This is a genomic window from Rhodococcus sp. RDE2 (genome assembly GCF_020885655.1).
In the GTDB taxonomy this organism is placed as follows: domain Bacteria; phylum Actinomycetota; class Actinomycetes; order Mycobacteriales; family Mycobacteriaceae; genus Rhodococcus; species Rhodococcus pyridinivorans.
On record NZ_AP025186.1, the window covers coordinates 4,337,244 to 4,360,421 of the forward strand.

The following is a 23,178-nucleotide window of genomic DNA, read 5'->3' on the forward strand; positions in this document are numbered from 1 at the left end:
TCTCCTGAGCGTCCGGAAGGCGTCTCCCATAGGATCGCCGAATGCGGATTCTCTATGTGTGTACCGGAAACATCTGCCGATCACCCACCGCAGAAAGGCTGACCACCGCCTACGCGGCCGAGGCCGGTCGCGACGACCTCTCGGCGCACAGCGCCGGCACCCGGGCGATGGTCGGCTACGGCATGGAACCCACCGCGGCACTCGTGTTGCAGCAGCTCGGAGGCGATCCGGACAGATTCGCCGCGCGTCGGATCACCCCGCAGATCGCGGAGGACTCCGACATGATCATCACGATGAGCGAGCGGCACCGCGCCAAGGTCGTCCAGCTCGCACCGCGCAGGATGCGCGTGACGTTCACGCTGCGCGAGGCCGCCAGGCTGCAGAACGCCACCGGTGCGCGGACCATCGCAGAACTGACGACGGCCCGGGCGCAGATGTCTGCGCCCGGGCCGGAGGACATCGTCGACCCGATCGGCCGTGACGAGGAGACGTTCGTCACGGTCGGATCCGAGATCGCCGATCTGTTGCTACCTCTCCTCGCCGCTCTCCGAGCCTGAGTCGTTCACCGGGCGCCGCGGTGCGTGCACCACGGGTCGCGACAGCGGCTCGGCGGCGGAGTACGCCTGCGGCGCCTGGTAGGGCTCGTTGCCGTACCGCTCCGATGCCGGCTGCGGCGCCGGCGGGAACTGCTCCGCAGCGCGGTAGTGGTAGGCGTCGTTGCTCGGCGCCGGGTAGGCCTGCGTGGCCGGCGGCTCGACGTGACGGTGACCGTTCTGCGGCCGGGCCGGTCCCTCGACGGGTGCCTGCGCCTGCGGAGCCGGCTGAGCGGCCGGTGCAGTCGGGGCCGGTGCACCGACACGCTGCGTCGCCGGCGTGCTCGTCTGAGCGACTGCCGGGGTGGCACCGTCCTTGTCGGAGCTGTAGTAATACCGGTACTCGTAGGCACTGCCACGCCCCTTGGTGGGGGTCATGGACAGGATCGTGCCCAGCACGGGCGCATTGACCGCACGCAGGTTGCCGACTGCCCGACCGAACTGCTCACGGGTGGTCTTGCCGTAGCGCGCGATGAGCAGCGCACCGTCGGCGATGTTCGTGAGGATCGCCGCGTCGGTGACGGGCAGCAGCGGCGGCGCGTCGATGATGACGTAGTCGAAGCGCGACCGCAGGTCCTCGATGACCTCCCGCGCATGCGCGGAACCGAGCAGCTCGGACGGGTTGGGCGGCAGACCGCCCGCAGCGAGCACCCACATGCCGTCGAAACGGGTCGGCTGGAGCACGTCCTCGAGCGAGGCCGTGTGCGCGAGCACGTTCGACAGGCCGGCGTCGCCGAGCGTACCGAGGTACTTCGTCACACGCGGGCGGCGCAGGTCGGCTTTGACGAGCACCACGGAGTGACCGGCCTCGGCGAGCACCAGAGCCAGGTTGACGGCCGTGGTGGTCTTGCCCTCACTGGGCAGCGAGCTGGTGACGACGATCGCGCGCGGCGGGTTGTCGACCTCGAGGAACTGCAGGTTGGTCCGCATCTCGCGGTAGGCCTCGGCGTCGCCGCTGTTGGCTTCCGCGAACACGATCGCCGGCTCTTCCTGGCGGGCCTTGTCGAGCGGGATCACACCCACCACACCGGTGCCGGCGAGATCCTCGACGGCGTTGCGGTCCTTGATGGTGTTGTCGAGGCGGTCACGCAGCACCGCAAGGGCGATACCGAGCAGCAGACCGACGGCCAGACCCAGCGCGACGTTCCGCGTGGTCTTCGGCGTCACCGGCGACGACGGCGTGGCTGCGTACTGCTCGACCACCACGCGGGCGGTGGGCGGGCCGCCGTCCTCCGGGGTCTCCAGTTCGCGTGCCATGACGACGAATTCGTCCGACAGCGCGTTGGCGAGGTCGCGGGCACGCTCGGGCGACTCGTCGGTGACGGCGGTGTCGATGAGCACCGTGTCGGGAGTCGACGAAGCGGTCACCTTGCCGGCCAGATCGACGGCCGACATGTCGCCGAGACCGAGCTTCTCGAGGGTGCGCTGCGCGAGGGTGGTGCCCTCGAGCAGTTCGGTGTAGGAGGTGACTCGCTGCTGCGAGAACAGGTTGCCCTGGTAGATCTCCTGCACCGATGCGCCCGACGAGGTCGACACGAACAGACGCGTCTTGGCTTCGTACTGCGGCGTGGTCAGCAGGGAGGCGCCGAGAGCGGCAAGAACCGCCACCACCGTCGTGACGGCGACGATCTTCCACCTCGCCTGCAGAATTCGCAGGTAATCATGTACTTCCATCAGGGCGTCTCCCTCGTTGCGGTAACACTGCGTGCGCACCCGGCGGGCGCGGCGTGGGGGTCGTCGTGGCGCTCGAGCACGCTGTCGAGCACCGGGCCGATCGCACGCACCGCGTCCGCATCGGCCAGTTCCGAGTGCGTGAACGGCACCGGATGTTCGACGACGAGACCGCGCACATATCGCTGCCAGGTGGCGGCGAGATCTGGGTGCCGGTCGAGATCGGGTTCGGCGACCACCAGGTCGATGTCGCCGTCGTATTCGCTGAGGGTGTGTCGGCGCACCGCGTCTTCGACGGCCTGCGCGGCGGCGTCGGTGCGGCGCCGGACCTCGGCGACGAGTTCTTCGGGCAGCCCGGCGATGTCGGGTACGTTCTCTGCCGTCGGGTGGGGCTCGGCAGGCACAGTCTCGGGCGTGAGCGTGTCGAGCAGCACTACCGCACCGACCTGCTCTCCGTGCTCGCGGAGCTGCACGGCCATCTCGTGTGCGATGGTGCCGCCCACCGACCAGCCCAGCAGGTGGTAGGGACCATCGGCCCTCACCTTACGGATCTCGGTCACATACCGCGCGGCGAGTCCCTCGATGCTGTCCGGAATGTCGTCGAAGCCCGTTGCCTGGAGACCGTAGAGGATGCGGCCGTCGAGATGCTGCGCGAACCCGGCGTACATCCACGCGAGTCCGCTGATGGGATGCACGCAGAACAGCGGCGGTTTCTCGTCACCGCGACCGGCAATCTCGACGATGCTGCCGAGCGGGTCGCGTTCGTCGTCGCTGCGCGGGTCGCGCTCGTCATTACTGCGGCCGTGTTCGATGCGGTCGGCGAGCGCCGCGAGATCCGGGCTGGTGAACAGCCACTCGACGGGGACGTCGGTTCCGAGTTCGTCGCGCAGTTCACCGGCGACGGTGACGGCTGCGATGGAACTGCCACCGAGGTCGAAGAATCCACGGTCGGCGGAGATCTCATCGACCGGCAGCTCGAGGTGGCGGGCGAACACCGCGGCGACGGTCTGCGCGATGTGTCCCTGCGGCGCGACATACGGTTCGTCGACGGCGGTGTCGGGGGCGGGCAGCGCCGCGCGGTCGACCTTGCCGGACGCCATCAGCGGCAGTGCGTCGACGACGGTGATGCTTGCCGGCCGCAGGTGCCGCGGCAGGTCGGCGACGAGCGCGCGACGCAATGCCGCCATGTCGGGTGCGGTGCCGGTCTCGGGCTGGATGTAGGAGACGAGCACGGTGTCACCGTCACGTCCGGGATGCGGAACGGTCACGGCCGCCGCGACTCCCGGACGGCTCAGCAGCGCGGCGTCGACCTCGGCGGGTTCGACGCGGATGCCGTGGATCTTCACCTGGTCGTCGATGCGGGCCACGTAGTCCAGTACCCCGCTCGGCAGGATCCGAACCAGGTCGCCCGTGCGGTACAGCCGCCACCCGCCGTCGCCGAACGGGTTCGCAACGAATCGCGTTGCGGTGAGGCCGGATTCGTAGCGGTAGCCGCGGGCGGTGCTGTCACCGGCCACGTAGAGCTCGCCGACGGTGCCGCGCGGCACGGGGTGCAGACGCGAGTCGAGCACGTAGGCGGTGGCTCCCGCGACAGGCGTGCCGATGCTCGGCTTCTCGTCATCGGTGAGCGGCGCGGAATACGAGACGGCGACGGTGAATTCGGTGGGTCCGTAGCCGTTGACGATCCGGTGCCGCGACCAGCGGTCCACCAGTGCACCGGGCAGGGTCTCACCCGCGGCGACGATCGTCGTCGGCTCGAATGCCTCGGGGTCGAGTGTGCCGAGCACGGTGGGTGTGAGGTTGAGGTGCGTGACGCGCTCGTCGATGATCAGTTCCTGCAGGGGTTCCCCGGCGAAGGTGTGGTCGGGGGCGATCACGAGGGCACCGCCGTGCGCGTGGGCGGAGAGCAGTTCGAAGACCGCGGCGTCGAAGGTGTGCGAGGCGACCTGCAGCACGCGCGATTCCGGCCCGAGGTCGAGCAGGGCGGTCTGCACGTCGAGCAGCGCCGCGAGCCCACGGTGGGTGACGTCGACGCCCTTCGGTGTGCCTGTGGTGCCGGACGTGTAGATCGTGTAGGCGAGGTCGCCGGATGTCACTGCGGGACGCGGGGGTTCGACGGCGTCGAAGTCGATGCTGCGGTCGGCGGTGAGGTCGAGCCACGTCACGTGGCCGAGTTCGCGGTAGCCGACGGTCAGGCCGATGCGGGCGCCGGAGTCGGCGAGGATCGCGACACTGCGCGCGTCGGGTTGGGTGAGGTCGACGGACACCCATGCCGCACCGAGTTTCGTGATCGCCCAGACGGCGAGCGGCCAGTACTCGCTGCGCGGCACGGCGATCGCGACGAGGTCGCCGCGTCGCACGCCGTGGGAGGCGAGCACGGAGGCGATCTCGTCGGCGCGGGCGTCGAGTCCGCCGTACGTCCAGGCGACGGTGCCGGAGCGCACCGCGATGCGTCCGCGATGCTGCTCGACGGCGGTCGCGAAGATCTCGGTCAGGGTGCGCGGTGCGACGGCCGGGGTCGACAGCGGTGTGGGCACCGGCACGGCGAGATCGCCGACGGCGCGGTCGGGTTCGGCGAGGGCGGCGGCGAGCATCGCCACGAGGTCGGTGAGCATCGCGTCGCCGGTGGTGTCGTCGAACAGATCCGTCGCATAGACCAGGCGCAGGTCGAGTCCGGCCTCGCGCTCGACGAGTTCGACGACCACGTCGAACTGCGCGGCCGGTTCCCCGGCGTCGGTGTCGGCGATCTGCACATCCGGCAGTTGCGGCAGCACTTCGCCGGCCTCGACGCGGTGCGTGAGCAGCACCTGGAAGAGCGGGCTGTACGACGGGTCGCGGCGCGGCGCGAGACGGGCGACGACCTCGTCGAACGGCACGTCGGCGTGCGCGAGCGCGCCGAGATCGGTGGCCCGCACGTCGCGCAGCAGGTCGGTGAACGGGCGCGCCGGGTCGACGGCGGTGCGCAGCACGACGGTGCCGACGAACATGCCGACGAGCCGGTCGAGACGTGCATCGGTGCGACCCGCGATTGCCGTGCCGACGGCGATGTCGGTGCGTCCGCTGCGACGCGCGAGCATCGCGGCGAGGACCGCGTGGACGAGCATGAACACGGTGACGTCGTGGCTGCGCGCGACCTCCCGGAGGCGCCGGTGGGTCTCGGCGTCGAGCGTCGAGACGATCTGCGCGCCACGGTGCGTCGGCTGCGCGGGGCGCGGCCGGTCGGCAGGCAGCGGCAGCGGACTGTCGGGCAGGCCGGCGAGTGTGGTTGCCCAGTAGTCGAGTTGGCGGGCGGCGAGCGAGCTCGGGTCGGTGGCGTCGCCGAGCAGTTCGTGCTGCCAGCGCGCGTAGTCGCCGTAGGTGACGGGCAGCGACTCGAGGACCGGCGCTTCTCCCCCGCGACGCGCGGCGTAGGCGACGGCGAGATCGGTGAGCAGCGGGCCGACGGACGCGCCGTCGAACGCGATGTGGTGCACGGCGGCGGCGAGTACCCAGCGGCCGGGTTCGGCGTCGAACAACCGGATCCGCATCGGGGCTTGCGTCGTGATGTCGAAGGGCGTGGTGATCGTGGCGGTCACGGCCGCGGCGACGTCTTCCGGAGCGGAGTGTTCGAGCACCGGCGGGTCGACGGGCACCTGGACGTCGTCGGTGAAGGCGGTGCGCAGCACGCGATGCCGGTCGACGACGTCGCTCACCGCGGCGGCGAGGGCGTCGACGTCGAGGTCGCCGCTCAGTGTCAGCACGACCGGCACGAGATAACCGGCGGTGCCGGTCTCGGCGCGCGCGACGATGCCGAGGCGGCGTTGCGCGGGCGCGATCGGTGCCGGGGTGGCGTCGTCGTAGTGCCGCAGCGCGACGCGCTGGTCGTCGCCGGATTCGATGCGGGCGGCGAGCGCGGCCAGGGTCGGGGCGGCGAGGACCTCGCGCACCGGCACGTCGGTGCCGAACGCCTCGCTCAGCCGCGCAGCGAAGACGACGGCCGACAGCGAGTCGCCACCGGCGGTGAAGAACCCGCGGTGCGCGGCCGGGCGGGCGCCGAGCACGTCCTCGGCGACTGTGACGACGAGATCCTCGGCGTCGGTGAGCGGCCGGTCGAGGGCCGCGTCGTCGTCGAGTGCGGCGGCGTCGTGCAGTTCGAGCGCGGCGACGTCGAGCTTGCCGTTCGGTGTGAGGGGCAGCTGGTCGAGCACGTGCACGCGGGTCGGCATGCGGTGCGGCGGCACGACCAGCGCGACTCGCGCAGTGATGTCGTCGGCCGACAGATCCGGTCCGGCCGCGAACGCGACGAGCGTGCCGCTCACCGCGACCACCGCGGCCTGCCGGATGCCGGGCTGGGCGAGCAGCGTCGCCTCGAGTTCGCCGGGTTCGATGCGCACGCCGCGCACCTTGAGCTGGCGGTCGGTGCGGCCGAGATAACCGAGGGTGTCGTCGACGCGGCGGTGGACGCGATCGCCCGTGCGGTACATGCGGGCACCGCCGGGGGCGGCGACGAAGCGTTCGGCGGTGCGGGCCGGGTCGTCGAGATATCCGGCGGCGAGGCCCTCACCCGCGAGGTACAGCTCGCCGACGGCTCCGGCGGGCACGGGACGCAGGCGCGCATCGAGCACGTGGGCGACGGTGCCGGGCACGGGCTTGCCGATGCTCGGGCGCGTGCCGGGTTCGATGTCGACGAGGGTCGCGACGATCGTGGCCTCGGTCGGCCCGTACGCGTCGAGCATCACGCGGCCGTCGGCCCAGCGCGCAGCGAGCGACGGCGACAGCGATTCGCCACCGGAGGCGACGACCTTCAGGTCGGGCAGTCCTTCGGGATCGAGGGTGCCGAGCACCGTGGGGGTCGACAGGTAATGGGTGATGCGCTGTTCGGCGAGGTAGCGGTGCAGGTCCTGCCCGGCGTAGACGTCCGGGGGTGCGACGACGAGCGTCGCGCCGGTGGTGTGCGCGAGCAGCAGTTCGAGCAGTGCCGCGTCGAACTCGGGTGAATAGCCGTGCAGCACGCGGTCTCCGGGCTCGACCCGGTAACGCTCGGCCACTTCGGCGGCGAGCGGGGCGAGTCCGCGGTGCGTCACCGCGACCCGCTTCGGGGTGCCGGTGGATCCGGAGGTGGACACGACGTAGGCGGTTCCGGGCAGGCACGTCTCCCCCGCCTGCCGCGAATGCGTGAAGGCCGCACCGGTCTTGGTGATGGCCCACAGGGTGCGGATGTAGTCGACGCTGCGCGGTGCGTCGATGCGCACGATCTTCCCGTCCCGCGCGCCGGCGGCCCGCAGCTCCTCGGCGAGCGCGTCGGACTGCTCGTCGAGTTCGTGGTAGGTGAGCGATTCACCCTCGCCGCGCAGGGCTTCCCGGTCGGGATGGGCGGCGGCGGTGGCGCGCAACATCTCGGCGAGTGTGCGTGCCGGGGCCGGTTCGCCGCCGTCGAGGGCGGCGGCCGGGGTGTCGACGACCACTTCACCGATGGTCCTGTCGGGTGCGCTCGCCAGGCTGCCGAGCAACGCGACGAAGCGGCTGACGAGCAGTTCGGCGGTGCGGCCGGCGAAGCGGGAAGCATCGAACACGAGCGTGCCGGTGTAGCCGTCGGAGCGCGGGGCGAGCGTGAACTGCAGGTCGAACTTCGGTGTGTCGTCGAGGACTTCGCGCGCCTCGACGGTGAGCTCTCCCAGGCTGATCGGGTCGATGCCGAAGTCCTGCAACGCCAATGCGACCTGCGGTGCGCCGCTCTGTCGCTCCGACAGCAGCTGCTCGTAGGGCACGGCGACGTGATCGAAGGCCGCGACGTCGAAGTCGCGGACCTGACCGAGCAGTCCGGCGAACGACATGTCGGGGGCCACGCGGGCGCGTAGGACGAGGGTGTCGAGGAACGGGCCGACGAGGTCTTCGAGCTGCGCCCAGCGGCGTCCGCCCACCACGGCGGCGACGGCGATGTCGTCGCTGCCGCCGAGTCGCGCGAGCAGCACCGACAGCGCGGCGTGCAGCACCATGAACTCGGTGGCGCCGTGGGCGCGGGCGAGGTCGGCGAGCGCGTCGCGTACATCGGTGGGCACGGTGAAGTCGACGCTGCGCGCACCGGTGTCGGTTCCGGTGGCGTCGGCGGGTAGTTCGGTGACGGTGAGTCCGTCGAGGGCGCGCCGCCAGTGCTCGAGCTCGCGTTCGGGGATGCCGCGTTCGGCTTCCCACAGGGCGTAGTCGCCGTACTGCAGCGGCAGCGGTTCCCACTGCGGTGCCGCGCCGTTCACGCGGGCGAGATACGCAATCGTGAGGTCGCGCAGCAGCGGCCGCAGCGACGTGCCGTCGGCGATCGAATGGTCGACGTCGAGGTGCAGCACGTGCTGGTCGGGGCCGGTGCGTTCGAGTCGCACGCGCCACCGGTCGCTGCGCGGCGCTTCGTGGACCTGCTGGTACACGCCGTCGCCGTCGACGATGTAGTCGGTCCGCAGGATCTCGTGGCGCAGCGCGACGTCGCCGAGCGCGGCCTGCAGGGCACCGAGGTCGAGCGGTCCGCTCAGGTTGACCTCGCTGCGCAGCCGGTAGGCATCGGGCGCAAGCGAACTCAGCCCCCACAGGCGACGCTGGGCGCGGCTGAGCGGGATTCGTTCCGGTCGCGGCGACACGGCGACGGGTCCGGCGTCGGTGTCGAAGCCATCCGCATCGAGGGCGGCGGCAAGTGCGTCGACGGTGGGATTCGCGAAGATGGTGCGCAGCGGCACGTCGGTGCCGGTCTCGTCGCGCAGGCGTCCGACGAGGACGGTGGCGAGCAGCGAGTTGCCGCCGACGGCGAAGAAGTCGTCGGTGCGTCCCACCGCGGTGCCGTCGCCGAGGACGTCGCCGATGATGCGGGCGACGAGCGCTTCGGTCTCCGTGCGCGGTTCGCTGCCTTCGCCGACGGCGGGTTCGGGCAGGGCGGCGGCGTCGACCTTGCCGTGGGAGGTGAGCGGGATCGCGGCCAGCGGCACGATCGCGGAGGGCACGAGGTGCGCGGGCAGGACGGTGCGCAGCTGCGCTCGCAGGTCTGCGTCGTCCAGATTATTGCCGTCGAGGTTCTCGCCGGTGACATAGGAGATGAGGCGGCCGCTGCGCACGAGCGTCACGGCGCGGTCGACGCCGTCGAGTGCGGTGAGGGCGGTGTCGATCTCGCCGGGCTCGATGCGCACACCGCGCAGCTTGATCTGGTTGTCGCTGCGGCCGACGAATTCGAGGGCACCGGTGCGGGTCCAGCGCACGAGGTCGCCGGTGCGGTAACGGCGGCCGTCGGGTCCGGCGACGAACCGCGAGGCGGTGCGCGCAGCGGCGTCGCGGTAGCCCGACGCGAGTCGCGGTCCCGAGACGTACAGTTCGCCGACCACGCCGGCGGGCACGGGACGCAGGCGTTCGTCGAGGACCTCGATGGTGACGCCACGACCGGGAGTGCCGATGACGATGTCGTCGCCGGGGCGCAAGGCACGCGAGACGGTGACGAAAGTCGTCGCTTCGGCCGGCCCGTATCCGTTGACGAGGTTACGGCCGTCGCCCCAGCGGTCGACGATCTCGCGGGTGAGCCGGTCGCCGCCGAGCACGAGCGTGCGCAGGGCCGGCAGGTCGCGCACCGGCACGGTCGCGAGCGTCGACGGCGTCATCACCGCATGGGTGATCGCAGCGCTGTCGAGCAGGTCGCCGAGGGCAGCGCCGCCGTAGCTGTCGGCGTCGGCCACCACGAGCGTCGCGCCGGAGATGCCGGCGGTGAGCATCTCGAGCATCGCGGCGTCGAACGACGGTGCCGCGACGTGCAGGACGCGATCGCCCGGGAAGGCGGCGAGGTATTCGCCGATGTCCTCGGCGAACGCGCTCGCGGCGCGCTGGGTGACGGTGACGGCCTTGGGGTGTCCGGTGGTGCCGGAGGTGAAGACGAAGTAGGCGGGGGCGTCGGGTGCGGGATCGACGACGTCGGCGAGCGGCTCCTCGTCGTCGGAGGTCACCTCGAGCCACCGCACGGTCGCCGGAAGTGTCGGCGCTTCACCGACTCCCACGCGCACGTCGGCGAGCATCTCGGCCAGGCGCGCGGTGGGGGCGGTGGGGTCGACGAGCATGGGTGCGGCGCCGGCGCCGATGATGCCCCACACGGCGAGCACCGATTCGAGCGAGCGCGGGTAGGCACACGCGACCGGATCGCCCGGGCTCACCCCGGCGAGCTGGAGGCGCGCGGCGAGAGCGTCGGAATAGTAGAGCAGTTCGGGGTACGACAGTTCGCGGTCGTCGTCGACGATCGCGAGTTCCTCGCCACCGGCAGCCGCGCCCTGCGCGAGCCACTGGCGCAGCGACCGCGGCGCACCCGGCACAGCGCCGATGGTGGGCAGGTCGGCGTCGTCGTGCAGGGCGATCTCCCCGACCCGCACATCCGGATCCGCGACGGCCGCGCTCAGGATCGTGCGCAGACGGTCGGCGTAAGCGGCGACGGTGTCGGCGTCGTACAGGTCTGTGCTGTAGAAGAATTCGAGGTCGATGCCGTCCTGCTGCTCGGTGACGGTGACCTGCACGTCGACGTTGACCGTTTCGGTGTCGACGGGTGCGGCGGTGACGTTGAGGCCGGGCAGCGCGAAGGTCGACGCGACGGGTCGTGCCTGCGACAGCGCGATCTGGAACAGCGGGTGCCGCGCTTCGCTGCGGGCGGGCTGCAGCTTCTCGACGAGCGTCTCGAACGGTGCGTCCGGGTTGCTGTAGGCGGCGAGGTCGCGGCGGTGCACCTGCGTGAGCAGGTCGGTGAAGGTGGCGTCGGGGTCGACGTCGGTGCGCAACACGAGGGTGCCGGCGAACATGCCGACGACGTCGTCGAGCTGCGGGTCGCCGCGACCGGAGACGGCGGTGCCGATGGGGATGTCGCGACCGGCACCGTGCCGCGCGAGCAGTGCCGCGAGGGCGGCGTGCAGCACCATGAACACCGTCGCGCGACCCTCACGGGCCAGCGTGTGCAGTCCGCGGACGAGGTCGGCGTCGAGCGAGACGGTATGGGCGGCGCCGTGTCCGGTGGGCTGTGCGGGGCGCGGCCGGTCGCCGGGCAGGGTCACCTCGTCGGGCAGGTCGGCGAGTTCGCCCAGCCAGAACGGGATCTGCTCGTCGGCGACGCTGCGCTGCCACCGCGCGTAGTCCGTGTACTGGACGGGCAACTCCGGGAGTTCGGGGGTCGCGCCGGTGAGGCGGGCGTCGTAGGCAACGGCGATGTCGCGCAACAGCGGCGTGAGCGACCAGCCGTCGGCCGCGATGTGGTGCAGGACGACGAGCAGCACGTGCCGGTCCGGAGCCGTCCGGTACAGCCGCATGCGGGCCGGGGGTTCGACGGTGAGGTCGAATCCGGTGGTGGCGTAGTCGCGGACGAACTCGTCGAGGGCGTCTTCCGGCACGGCCACCGGGTCGAGATCGGGGCGCGCGGCGGGCAGCACGGTGTACTCGTCGGCGGCCGGGTAGACGGTGCGCAGCGTGCGGTGCCGTTCGAGCACGTCGGCCACGGCAGCGGCGAGGGCGTCGACGTCGAGGTTCCCGTCGAGCCGCACCGCGAAGGGCAGGTTGTAGCTCGGGGACGCCGGGTCGAAGCGGTTGATGAACCACAGGCGCTGCTGCGCCGCCGACAGCGGAGCGGGTGCGTCGGGGTCGGCGACAAGAGGCGCACGGCGCGAACGGGTCTCACCGTTCCCGTCGACGAAGGCGGCGAGCGCTGCGACGGTGCGGTTCTCGAAGACGTCGCGCACGGTGACGTCGGTGTCGAGCACGTCCGACAGGCGACCGGCCAGGCGTGTGGCGAGCAGCGAGTTGCCGCCGAGGTGGAAGAAGTCGTCGTCGGCGCCGAGGGTGCCTGGGGCGATGCCGAGCAGTTCGGCGCACACGTCCGCGACGAGTTCTTCGACCGGTCCGTGCGGTGCCGCTCCCCCGCCGGCGGTGACGTCGGGGGTGGGCAGTGCGGCGCGGTCGAGTTTGCCGTTGGGGGTGAGCGGCAGCGCGTCGAGGACCACGGCGGCCGACGGCACGAGGTAATCGGGCAGGCTGCGGCGCAGGTCGCGCAGGGCGGCGGTGGCGTCGCCGCCGACGAGATAGGCGACGAGGCGGTCGTCGCGTAGCAGCACGACGGCCTGGCGCACGCCTTCGCTGCGCAGCAGGGCGGCTTCGATCTCGCCGGGTTCGATGCGGTAGCCGCGCAGTTCGATCTGCTGGTCGGCGCGACCGAGATAGTGCAGCGCACCGCTGGTGTCGCGGCGGCCGAGGTCGCCGGTGCGGTAGCGGCGGGTGCCACCGGGGGCGGCGACGAAGCGCGTCGCGGTCTGGCCGGGGCGTCCGCGGTAGCCGCGCGCGAGTTGGTCTCCGCGCACGTACAGTTCGCCGATCGCGCCGGGCAGTGCGGGGCGCAGCGACGAGTCGAGCACGTCCACGGCGAGACCGGGCAGCGGCGTTCCGATGCCGGTCGCGGTGGCGTCGCCGAAGGTGACGTGCACCGTGGTCTCGGTGATGCCGAACATGTTGACCGCCCGCACATGCGGATGACGTTCGGCCCACGGGCGCACGCGCGCGGGGTCGAGGGCTTCGCCGCCGAAGATCAGCAGCCGCAGGTCCTCGAGCGGCGCGTGGTCGGTGGCGGCGAGCTGGTAGAAGGCCGTGGGGGTCTGGTTGAGCACGGTCACCCGGTTGCTCGTGAGCACGTCCACGAAGGCGGCCGGGTCGCGCACGGTGAGGTGGTCGACCACGACGACGGAAGCGCCGATGCCGAGCGATGCCCACATCTCCCACACGGAGAAGTCGAAGGCCGGCGAGTGGAACAGCGTCCACACGTCGTCGGCGCGCAGTCCGAATTCGTCGACGGTCGCGGCGAGCAGCGACAGCACGTTGCGGTGCGTCACCTGCACGCCCTTGGGGGTTCCGGTGGAACCGGAAGTGTAGACGATGTAGGCGCCGAGATCCGCGACGAGCGGGAAGTCGAACAGGGCACCGTCGTCGAGGCGACCGGCGACCTCCGGGTCGTCGAGTCGCAGCGTCGGCACGCGGACGTCGGTGAAGTCGCTGTCGGTGACGACCAGCGTGGGTTGCGCGTCGTCGAACAGGGCCTGCAGGCGCGTCGCGGGATGTGTGACGTCGACGGGCAGGTAGATGCCGCCGGCGCGGGAGACGGCGAGGATCGCGACGACGAGCTCGGGGGTGCGCGGCAGTGCGACGGCGACGACGTCCTCGGCGGTGACGCCGCGTTCGCGGAGGAGTTTGGCGAGCGCGCCCGAGCGCGACCACAGCGCGCCGTAGCTGAGGGAGTACCCGTCCCCCACCACGGCGACGGCCGCCGGATCGTCGGCCACGCGTTGCGCGACCAGCTCGGGCAGCGACTCTGCCGGAAGTTGTTGCGCGACGCCGACGGGGGTGAGGTCGGCGTCGCCCAACTCGATACCGCCGACCGACACAGCCGGGTCGGCGGTAACGGCATCGAGGATACGCACGAACCACGACTGCCACTGCACAATCGTGTGCGAATCCACAAGTTCGTCCGCGTACGTAAGGATCGTCTCCAAACCGGCGGGCACACCGGTCTCGGAACGGCGTTCGCGGACGGTCATCTCGAGGTCGACGCGGGCCGTGCCCACCGGGATCTCGCGGATCGTCCTGGAGCTGCCGGGCAACGTGAACTCGTCGAGCGAGAACGACTCGTACGCCAGGATCACCTGGAACAACGGGTGGTGCGCGTCGGTACCGGCGCCCACCGCGTCGACGATGCGATCGAACGGCACGTCGGCGTGGGCGAAGGCGTCGAGGTCGGCGCGGCGGGTGTCGGCGAGCAGGTCGGCGAAGGTGCGGCGCGGATGCACCCGCAGCCTCAGCGGCACGGTGCCGACGAACATGCCCACCACATCGTCGACCGCGGCGTCGCTGCGTCCGGAGACCGGTGTGCCGATGGTGACGTCGTCGGTGGCGGCGAGCGCCGACAGCAGCGTCGCGAAGGCCGCGTGCATCACCATGAACGGCGTGACGTCGTGGGCGCGGGCGAGTTTGTCGATCGCGGCGTGCAGTTCGGCGGGGATCGTGAAGCTCGCGCGACCCGCGGTACCGGCGGTCGCCGCGGTGCGGGGACGGTCGGTGGGCAACGCGAGCAGCGGCGACGCGTCGTCGAGGGTCTGCTTCCAGAAGGCGAGCTGCCGGGCCGCGAGGCTGTCGGGATCGGCCTCGTCGCCGAGCACGGCCCGGTGCCAGCGCGCATAGTCGCGGTAGGTGACCGCCGGTGCCGGCAGGTCCAACGACTCCCCGTCGCGGTGGGCACGGTAGGCGGCGACGGCGTCGCGGCCGAGCGGCAGCAGCGACAGGCCGTCGGCAGCGATGTGGTCGATCACCACGGCGAGCACGTAGCCGGAGTCCGTCCGGTACAGCCGGGTGCGGATCGGCGGATCGACGGTGAGATCGAAACGCGCGCGAGCGAAGTCGGCCAGCTCCGCATCGAGGTCGGTGCCGGCGTCGACGGGTTCGACGTCGAGCGTCACCGACGACAGCACGTGCTGGCGCGGGCCGGACGGGCTGTCGGGGAAGACCGTGCGCAGCGAGTCGTGGCGGGCCAGCACGGTGGCGGCTGCCGCGCGCACGGCGTCGAGGTCGGTGTCGGCGTCGAGGTCGAGCGCGAAGGCGATGTGGTCGCCGCCGTCGATGCCGTCGGCCACGTCGAACCGGTTGAGCAGCCACATGCGCTGCTGCGACGGTGCGAGCGGCGCGTCGCTGTCGTCGTCGATGTGCACGAGCGGCAGGTGCTCGCCGGTGGGTTCCTCGGCGAGCAGGTTCGCGAGTTCGGCGACGGTGGGGTGCTCGAAGATGTCGCGCACACCCACCCGGCGACCGGCGACTCCCCGCAGGCGCGCGGCGAGCTGGGTCGCGAGCAGCGAGTTGCCGCCGACGGCGAAGAAGTCGTCGGATCCGGCGACGTTCGGCAGGTCGAGCAGGTCGGCGACGACACCGGCCACGAGTTCTTCGGTGGCGCTGCGATATCCGTCGGTGCGGGTCGCGGTGACCACCGGCTCGGGCAGCGCGGCGCGGTCGATCTTGCCGGTGCTGGTGAGTGGGAACGCGTCGAGCACGGTGACGGTCGCGGGCACCATGTGCCGGGGCAGACGCTCGGCGGCCCATTCGAGGATCTCGTGCGGGTCGAGGCGGCCGTTGCGGCTGTGCACGTAGGTGGCGAGGGTGTCGCCGCGCACCACGGTCACGGCGGTGCCGATGCCCGGGTGGGTCTGCAGGGTCGCGTCGATCTCGCCGAGTTCGATGCGGAAGCCGCGGATCTTGACCTGGTGGTCGCTGCGGCCGACGAATTCGAGAGCGCGGTCGTCGTCGTGTCCCGTCCAGCGCACGAGGTCGCCTGTGCGGTAGAGACGTCCGGTGCCGAACGGGTTGGCGACGAAGCGGTCGGCGGTGAGTGCGGGCGCGTCGAGGTATCCGCGGGCGACGCCCTGTCCCCCGAGGTACAGCTCGCCGGTCACACCTTCGGGCACGGGCCGTAGGCGTTCGCTGAGCACCACCGCGGTGACGCCGACGAGGCCGGTGCCGATGGTGAGCCGGTCGCCGGGTGCGAAGGGTTCGCTCGACGTGGCGAGCACCGTCGTCTCGGTGGGGCCGTAGACGTTGAGCAGGGTGCGTCCGGGCGCCCAGCGTTCGGCGGTCTCGACCGGCCACGCCTCGCCGCCGATCGCGATGGTGCGCAGGGCGTCGAGTCCGGTGGGGTCGAGCTGGGTGGGCACCGAGGGCGTCGAGAACCAATGGGTGATGCCTTCGGTGCGAAGCAGTTCCACGAGTTCGTCGCCACCGAACAGGTCGGCGGGCGCGACCACCAGCGTGCCACCGGAGGTGAGCGCCAGGACGTATTCGAGCACCGCGCCGTCGAAGGCGGGGGTGGCGAAGTGCAGCACCCGTGCGTCGGTTGCGGTGTCCGAGATGGTGGGCAGATCGAAGCGTTCGACGAACGACTGTGCGAGCGGGCCGAGTCCGCGATGCGAGACCACCACGCCCTTGGGCCGGCCGGTGGAACCCGAGGTGTAGACGACGTAGGCGGTGTCGTCGACGTGCAGCGGCCGCACACGATCCGCGTCGGTGATCGGGCGGGTGTCGCCCTCGACGGTGAAGGCGATCGGCTCGACGCCGTCGGGCAGCGCGACGTCGCCGTCGACGATCGCGTACCGCGCGCCGGATGCGTCGAGCAGCTGGGCGATGCGTGCGGCGGGCTGGTTGGGGTCGACGGGCACGAAGGCCGCGCCACTCAGCGCGACCGCCGCGGCGGCGAGCACCGACCGCGTCGACCGCGAGAGCACGACGGCCACCCGGTCTTCCGTGCCGATGCCCCGCTCGATCAGCGTCCACGCGAGCGGGCGGGCCGCCGTGCGGATCTCGACGGCCTGTCCCCCGGGTTCGGCCACGCACGTCGGCGACCGGTCGATGATCTCGGCGAAGGTCGCTTCCGGGCCTGGCTCGGCCGGTTCGACGGAAAGCGTGCCGAGGTCGAGATCGCCGACGGGCAGCGACGGATGCTGCGCGACCTGCTCGAGCACTCCGCTCAGGCGGGTCACCCAGCGGGCGATGGTGTCGTCGTCGAACAGTTTCGTGTCGTAGACGAGGCGGCCGGTGAGCGATCCGTCGCGCAGTTCGCGCAGCGAGATCTCGAGGTCGAATCGTGCCTGCGACGAGGCGATCTCCTGCGGCCGCACCGTGAGGCCGGGCAGTTCGAGGTCGGGCACGTCCACGTTGTCGTAGGCGAGCATCACGTGGAAGGGCGAGAAGCCCAGGGCGTCGACGACGTAGTCGAACGGCACGGTGGCGTGCGCGAAGGCGTCGAGGTCGGTGTCGCGGGTATGCGCGAGCAGCGACGTGAACGGCTGCGCCGGGTCGACATTGGTCCGCAGCGTGACGGTGCCGACGAACATGCCGACGAGTGCGTCGAGGTCGGGGTGGTCGCGACCGGCCGTTCCGGTGCCGATGGCGATGTCGTGCCCGGAGGTCCAGGCGGCGAGCCACACGGCGACGGCGGCGTGCACGGCCATGAAGGTGGTGGCGTCGTGCGCGGCGGCGACGGACCGCAGTGCCGCGACCTGCTCGGCGGGCACCGTGAAGTCTACGGCCGCAGCGGGACCGAAGCCGCCGTTGCGGGGACGGTCGGTGGGCAGCGGCGCTGCGTCGGCGAGACCGTCGAGTGTGCGTGTCCAGTAGTCGATCTCGCGACCGGCGCGGGTGTCGGGCGTCGCCGGATCGCCGAGGCGATCGAGATGCCACTGCGCGTAGTGCCGGTAGTGCAGCGGCAGCGGCGTCCACGCGGGCGCCTCCCCTGCCGTGCGGGCGAGGTAGGCGGTGGCGACGTCGGCGGTGAGCGGCACGAACGACGCACCGTCGAGCGCGATGTGATGTGCGACGACGGCGAGCACGTGCTTGTCGTCGGCGAGTCGCAGCAGGCGGATGCGGAACGGGATCTGCGCGGTGAGGTCGAACGGTTCGGCCGCCCACTCGGTGATGAGCGCTTCGACGTCGCCCTCGGCCGCTTCGGGTTCGAGCGCGAGACCGGCGACGGCACGCTCGAGCGGCAGCACGTCCTGCACCGGGCCGTCGAGCTCGAGGCGGAACAGCGTGCGGAGGGTTTCGTGCCGGTCGAGGACGTCCGCCACCGCAGCCTGCAGCGCCGGCAGGTCGAGGGCGCCGTCGAGGTGCAGCGCGAACGGCAGGTGGTAGGCGGCCGGGTCGCCGTGCGCGCGGGCGAGCAGGAACAGCCGGCGCTGCGCGGGAGCGAGCGGCGACGGCCCGGTGTCGGGGGTGGCGACGGGTCGCGATTCCGATTCGGGTCGCGTCGCAGCGGCGGCCGCGAGGCGGGCGACGGTCGGGTGGGCGAACACGTCGCGCAGCTGCACGTCGCGGCCCAGTGCGGCACCGAGACGGGCAGCGAGCTGCGCGGCGCCGAGCGAGTGACCGCCGAGTGCGAAGAAGTCGTCGTCGGCTCCGATGTCGTCGATCCCGGTGAGTTCGGCGAACAGCTCGGCGACGATCTTCTCGGTCGGGCCGTTGGGCGGCCGCGATCCGACGGCCACGGCACGCTCGGGTGCGGACAGCGCGCGCCGGTCGACCTTGCCGCCCGGCGTGAGGGGCAGCGCGTCGAGCACGGTGATCGACGACGGACGCAGATAGGTGGGCAGTTCGTCGGCGAGGCGGACGGTGAGGTCGGCGGGGTCGACCTCACCCACGACGTAGGCGGCGATGTGCTCGCCGTGGACCGTGACGGTCGCGGCCTGCACCTCGTCGAAGGAGACGAGCGCGGCTTCGATCTCGCCGAGTTCGATGCGGTAGCCGCGGATCTTCACCTGCTGGTCCACGCGGCCGAGGAATTCGAGGTGGCCGTCGGTGGTCCAGCGGGCGCGGTCGCCCGTGCGGTACATGCGCCCACCGAACGGTGAGGCGACGAAGCGTTCGGTGGTGAGGGCCGGTGCGCCGAGGTAGCCGCGCGCGACGCCCGGTCCCCCGAGATACAGCTCGCCGATCACGCCGGCGGGCACGGGATGCAGGCGGGCGTCGAGGACGACGGCGGTCATGCCGTCGATCGGTCGGCCGATCGGCACGCCCGCGCCGGGCTGCAGCGGACCGCTGAGGGTCGCGAGAATCGTGGTCTCGGTGGGCCCGTAGGCGTTGAGCATCGTGCGGCCGGTGGACCAGCGATCGGCCACGGCCTGCGGCAGTGCTTCGCCACCGGCGTCGAGAACCTGCAGGTCGGGCAGGCCGTCGTCGGGGGTGACGGCGAGGATCGCCGGTGCGGTGATCGCATGGGTGACGGCTTCGTTGCGCAGCAGGGTTGCCAGCGCCGGTCCGCCGACGGCGTCGGGCGGGCAGATCACCAGGGTTGCGCCGGCGTCGAAGGCGAGGAGCAGCTCCTGCAGCGACGCGTCGAAGGACGGCGACGCGAGGTGCAGCACCCGCGACGTCTCATCGGCGCGGTAGCGATCGCGCAGCGTCGACACGAGCGCCGACACACCGCGATGGCCGACCGCGACGGCCTTGGGGGTGCCGGTGGAACCGGAGGTGTGGATGACCCACGCCGTGTTGTCGATGTGCAGCGGCCGCAGGCGATGCTCGGCAGTGAAGGTCTCGCCGGATCCGTCGGTGGGCGACGCGATGCGGGTGGTGTGCTCGGGCAGTGCCGGGTGGTCGTGGGCGACGGCGATCCGCACGTCGCGCAGCACCTGCTCGAGGCGGCGGGCGGGAAGTTCGGGGTCGAGCGGGGTGTAGGCGGCGCCGGTCTTGGCGACGGCCCACAGGGCGACCACCGAATCGATGGAGCGGGGCAGCAGTACCGCGATGCGCTCTTCGGGTCCGGCACCGGCCGCGACCAGCGCATGAGCGAGCGCATCGGAGCGAGCGTCGAGTTCGCGGTAAATGATGCTGTCGTTTCCGTCCACGACCGCGACGGTGTCGCTCGCGGCGTGGCGGGTGAGGACGTCGGGCAGCAGTTCCGGTTCGGGCGCGGTGCGTCCGCGGGCGGGAGCCAGACCGTCGAGTTCGGCTGGCTCGGCGAGGGCGAGATCGCCCACCGCGACACCCGCGTTCTGCACGAATTCCTTCAGGAAGCCGCGGAAACGGCTGTGCAGCGACGAGAGGTGCTCGTCGCTGTAGAGATTGGGGTTGGCCTCGAAGTCGACGCGCATCGTGCGGCCGGCGATGCCCGGGTAGACGTTGACGGCGAGATCGTCGATGGGGCCGCTGGACTGGTGGTGGTACTCCCCCGTCACGTCGCCGAACGCGATTTCAGGATGGAACATCATCAGATTGACCGTGGGGCCGAACGGACTCGCCGACTCGTCGCGGGAGCGGCCGAGGCTGCGCAGATCCGCGAGCATGTCTTCGTACCGATACCGCTGGTGGCGCAGGGTGCTGCTCAGTTCCACCTGCACGTCGCGGATGAGTTCGACGGGTGTGGTTGCAGGGTCCACGCACAGGCGCAACGGCACGACGTTGGCAAGAACGCCTGCGGAGCGACGAAGCGCGGCAGTGGTGCGCGCCGAGACGGGCAGGCTGAGCACGACGTCGACCACACCCGTCGTCCGGGCGAGGAACGCGCCGAACGCCGCGAGGACGATCGGCACGTCGGTGGAGTTCGCGTCGTGGGCGAGCGACGAGACCGCGGCCGCGGTGTCGGCGTCGAGTTCGGAGTTCGCTCGGCGCGCCGGCACCCCGAGAGGCGCTTCGTGGTCGACGAACGACACGGATTCGGGCAGGTCGGCGAGGCGCTCGAGCCAGTGCTGGCGGTCGGTGTCCTGACGCTTCGAGCCCACATATGCGGCCTCGACATCGAGAATGTCGGCAATCGGCATCGCCTTGAGCGGCGGCGCGTCGGAGCCCGAGACCCACGCCGAATACAGCTCGGCGGCGCGGTTGAGCATGTTGACCGCACCCTGGCCGTCGAGCGCGATGTGGTGGACGTAGCTCGACAAGAAATAGCGGTCGTCCGCGATGCGCAGCACCGTGGTGGCGATGAGCCGGTCGTTCAGCAGGTCGAGAGGCTTCGTGTACTGCTCCGCCATCCAGCGATGAGCTGCAGCTTCTGGATCCTTCTCGGACCGTAGATCGAGATAACCGGGAGAGTCCTCGATATCGAGGACCACCTGCTGGAACGGCTCGCCGTCCTGCTCGACCAGCACCAGTGTGCCCGATTCGACTTCGCGCGCAGCTTGCTCGCAGGCATTTCGGGCCAGGTCCACGTCGAGATCGCCATGGAACTCGACGTACTGAGCCGTGGTGAACGGTATGTCGGGATTCAGTTGCTGCGCGAACCACAGGCCCCGCTGACTCGGGGACAGCGGAAATAGATGCACCACGCTCCCCTCGCCTCACCCGACAAATACAGGACGCAGGAGTGCAGAATCCTCCCCGTCATGCGATCGTGGACAGAGCCTCCCAACTCCGCGGTCACGATCCGTGCAGAAGTTTACTTACAGTCACGGTTACCCACCACTTGAACGGTCGGCCAGTTCGGAAACGGGTTATCGTCTCGACGGAAACCACGAAGGGGGCACAAGCGGCGTGAACGATGTTACCGGTGAGTCAGACTCGCCCGAACGGCGTAGGCGCAAGGTGCGCCGGCGCTTGTCCGACGAGGAGATCGCAGCTCAGCGGAGGAAGCGCCGGCGCGTGCAGATCGGCTGCGGCGTAGGCGCACTCGTTGTCGTCGGATTCATCGGCTGGCTGGGCTACGAAGGCTTGCAGGCGAAGTCGAATCTGGAGAAGGCACAGGACTTCGCGACGCAGGCGAAAGACGCACTGCTCGCAGGCGATACCGACAGGGCCCGCGTCGTCGCGGGCGATGCCGATCGTTATGCCCAGGACGCCCAGAGTTCGGTCGACTCGGCGCCGTGGCGTATCGCCGGTGCCGCTCCATTCTTGGGAAGCCCGTTCGATTCCACCCGCCAGATGACCACCATTGTGAGTGGTCTCACAGAGCAAGTTCTCCTCCCCGCTGTTGATGCAGGTAGTGCCGTATCTCCCGATCAGTTGATTTTGGACGGCGCACGCATCAATCTTGCGGCTCTCCGCGACGCCGCCCCCGTGCTCGAGACGACCTCCGCGGCGATCAGCGACCTCGACGAGCAGGCCCAGAACGTTGACAGCACTTGGCTCGGGCTTATCGACGACGCGCGGGTCGATCTGCAGGAGCAGGTGTCCGAGTTGTCCGGTCTGCTGAACAACACGTCGCTCGCGGCGCAGATCGCGCCGACGATGCTGGGCGCAGACGGTCCTCGCAGTTACTTCGTCGGTTTCCAGACGAACGCAGAGGCACGCGGCACAGGTGGTTTGCTCGGCGGATTCGGCGTCGTACAAGCGACTGACGGGCGAGTAACTGTCGACGAATTGTCCAGCCGCGATTTCGCGGGTAAGTACCACCCAGTCGACCTCGGCCCCGAGTTCGCCCACGCCTACGGCCACAGCGCACCGACCACACGGGCAGTCAACAGCAACGTCAGCCCTCACTTTCCCTATGCCGGCAAGATCTGGCAATCACTTTGGGAACAGGAATCCGGTCAGCGGGTCGACGGTGCGATAGCCACTGATCCGGTCGCGTTGAGTTATGTACTCGAAGTTGTGGGGCCGGTGACGATGCCCGACGGCGAGGTCATCAGTGCGAATAATGTCGTCGAACTGACAGAGTCGACCGCCTATACGCGATTCGCCGACAACAACAACGCACGTAAGGAGTACCTCCAGGCGGTTGCCCGTCAAGTCGTGCTCAAGATGACTGGTGCCGTTTCCAAGCCACGCCAACTCCTGGAAGCACTCGGACGTGCTGCAAGCGAGGGACGCCTCGCTCTTTGGAGTTCCCATGAGGACGAACAGGAAGTGCTCAGCACCACCAAACTTGGTCATGTCGTTCCCGACGACAGTGCTCCGTACGCCGGAGTCGTAGTGAATAACCTCGGAGGAAACAAACTGGACTACTACCTGCAGAGGGAAATTAGCTACTCCGCAGGATCCTGCGAGGGCGAGACCAGAGACTCCACCGTTACCGTCCGATTGACCAACGCGTTGCCGTCGGGAGACTACACCGACTACGTGGCGGGGATGTTCGACAATCCCAAAGGGGAAGCCTTCGGCACGAACCTCTCCGACGTCGGACTGATCGCTACACAGGGCGCCAAATTGAAGAAGGTCACCGTAAACGGTATGTCTGCGTTCAGTTTCACCGGCAAAGAACGTGGCCATCCCATGTTCAACGTGCAGGTTCCAATCCCTCAAGGACAAACTGTCGAGATCGTGTACGACATGACGGAGCCGACTGTTGCAGGTGCGCCTAGAGTTCCGGTGCAACCTCTGATCGACAACCCGGCAGTGAGTGTCGATGTCCCGGAGTGCCGCGCAGAGTAGGCCGTAAAACAACTTCGGGCGTTCCGGTTCCAACCTTGTGGATGGACCCGGAACGCCCGACAGC

At 70.4% G+C, this 23,178-nt stretch carries 4 protein-coding genes; 2 read left to right on the forward strand and 2 right to left on the reverse strand.

The features are described from left to right. Window positions 1-41 precede the first annotated feature (41 nt). Window positions 42-557 (forward strand): protein tyrosine phosphatase, encoded by a 516-nt coding sequence (locus tag LPH33_RS20180; protein ID WP_229565650.1) that lies wholly within the window; start codon window positions 42-44, stop codon window positions 555-557. On the opposite strand, the gene LPH33_RS20185 is transcribed toward LPH33_RS20180, so the two are convergent. Then, window positions 528-2,267 carry a polysaccharide biosynthesis tyrosine autokinase gene (locus LPH33_RS20185; protein WP_229565651.1) on the reverse strand — a complete coding sequence of 580 codons (1,740 nt, stop codon included), beginning with the start codon at window positions 2,265-2,267 and terminating at the stop codon, window positions 528-530. The two genes, LPH33_RS20180 and LPH33_RS20185, sit on opposite strands and share 30 nt — an antisense overlap. After that, window positions 2,267-21,073 (reverse strand): non-ribosomal peptide synthetase, encoded by an 18,807-nt coding sequence (locus LPH33_RS20190; RefSeq protein WP_229565653.1) that lies wholly within the window; start codon window positions 21,071-21,073, stop codon window positions 2,267-2,269. The genes LPH33_RS20185 and LPH33_RS20190 overlap by 1 nt, the downstream gene beginning before the upstream one ends. 256 nt (window positions 21,074-21,329) lie before the next feature. On the opposite strand from LPH33_RS20190, the gene LPH33_RS20195 reads away from it, so the two are divergent. Further along, on the forward strand, window positions 21,330-23,114 hold the full coding sequence (locus LPH33_RS20195) for a DUF4012 domain-containing protein (protein ID WP_229568419.1): 1,785 nt from the start codon (window positions 21,330-21,332) through the stop codon (window positions 23,112-23,114). The last annotated feature ends 64 nt before the right edge of the window (window positions 23,115-23,178 follow it).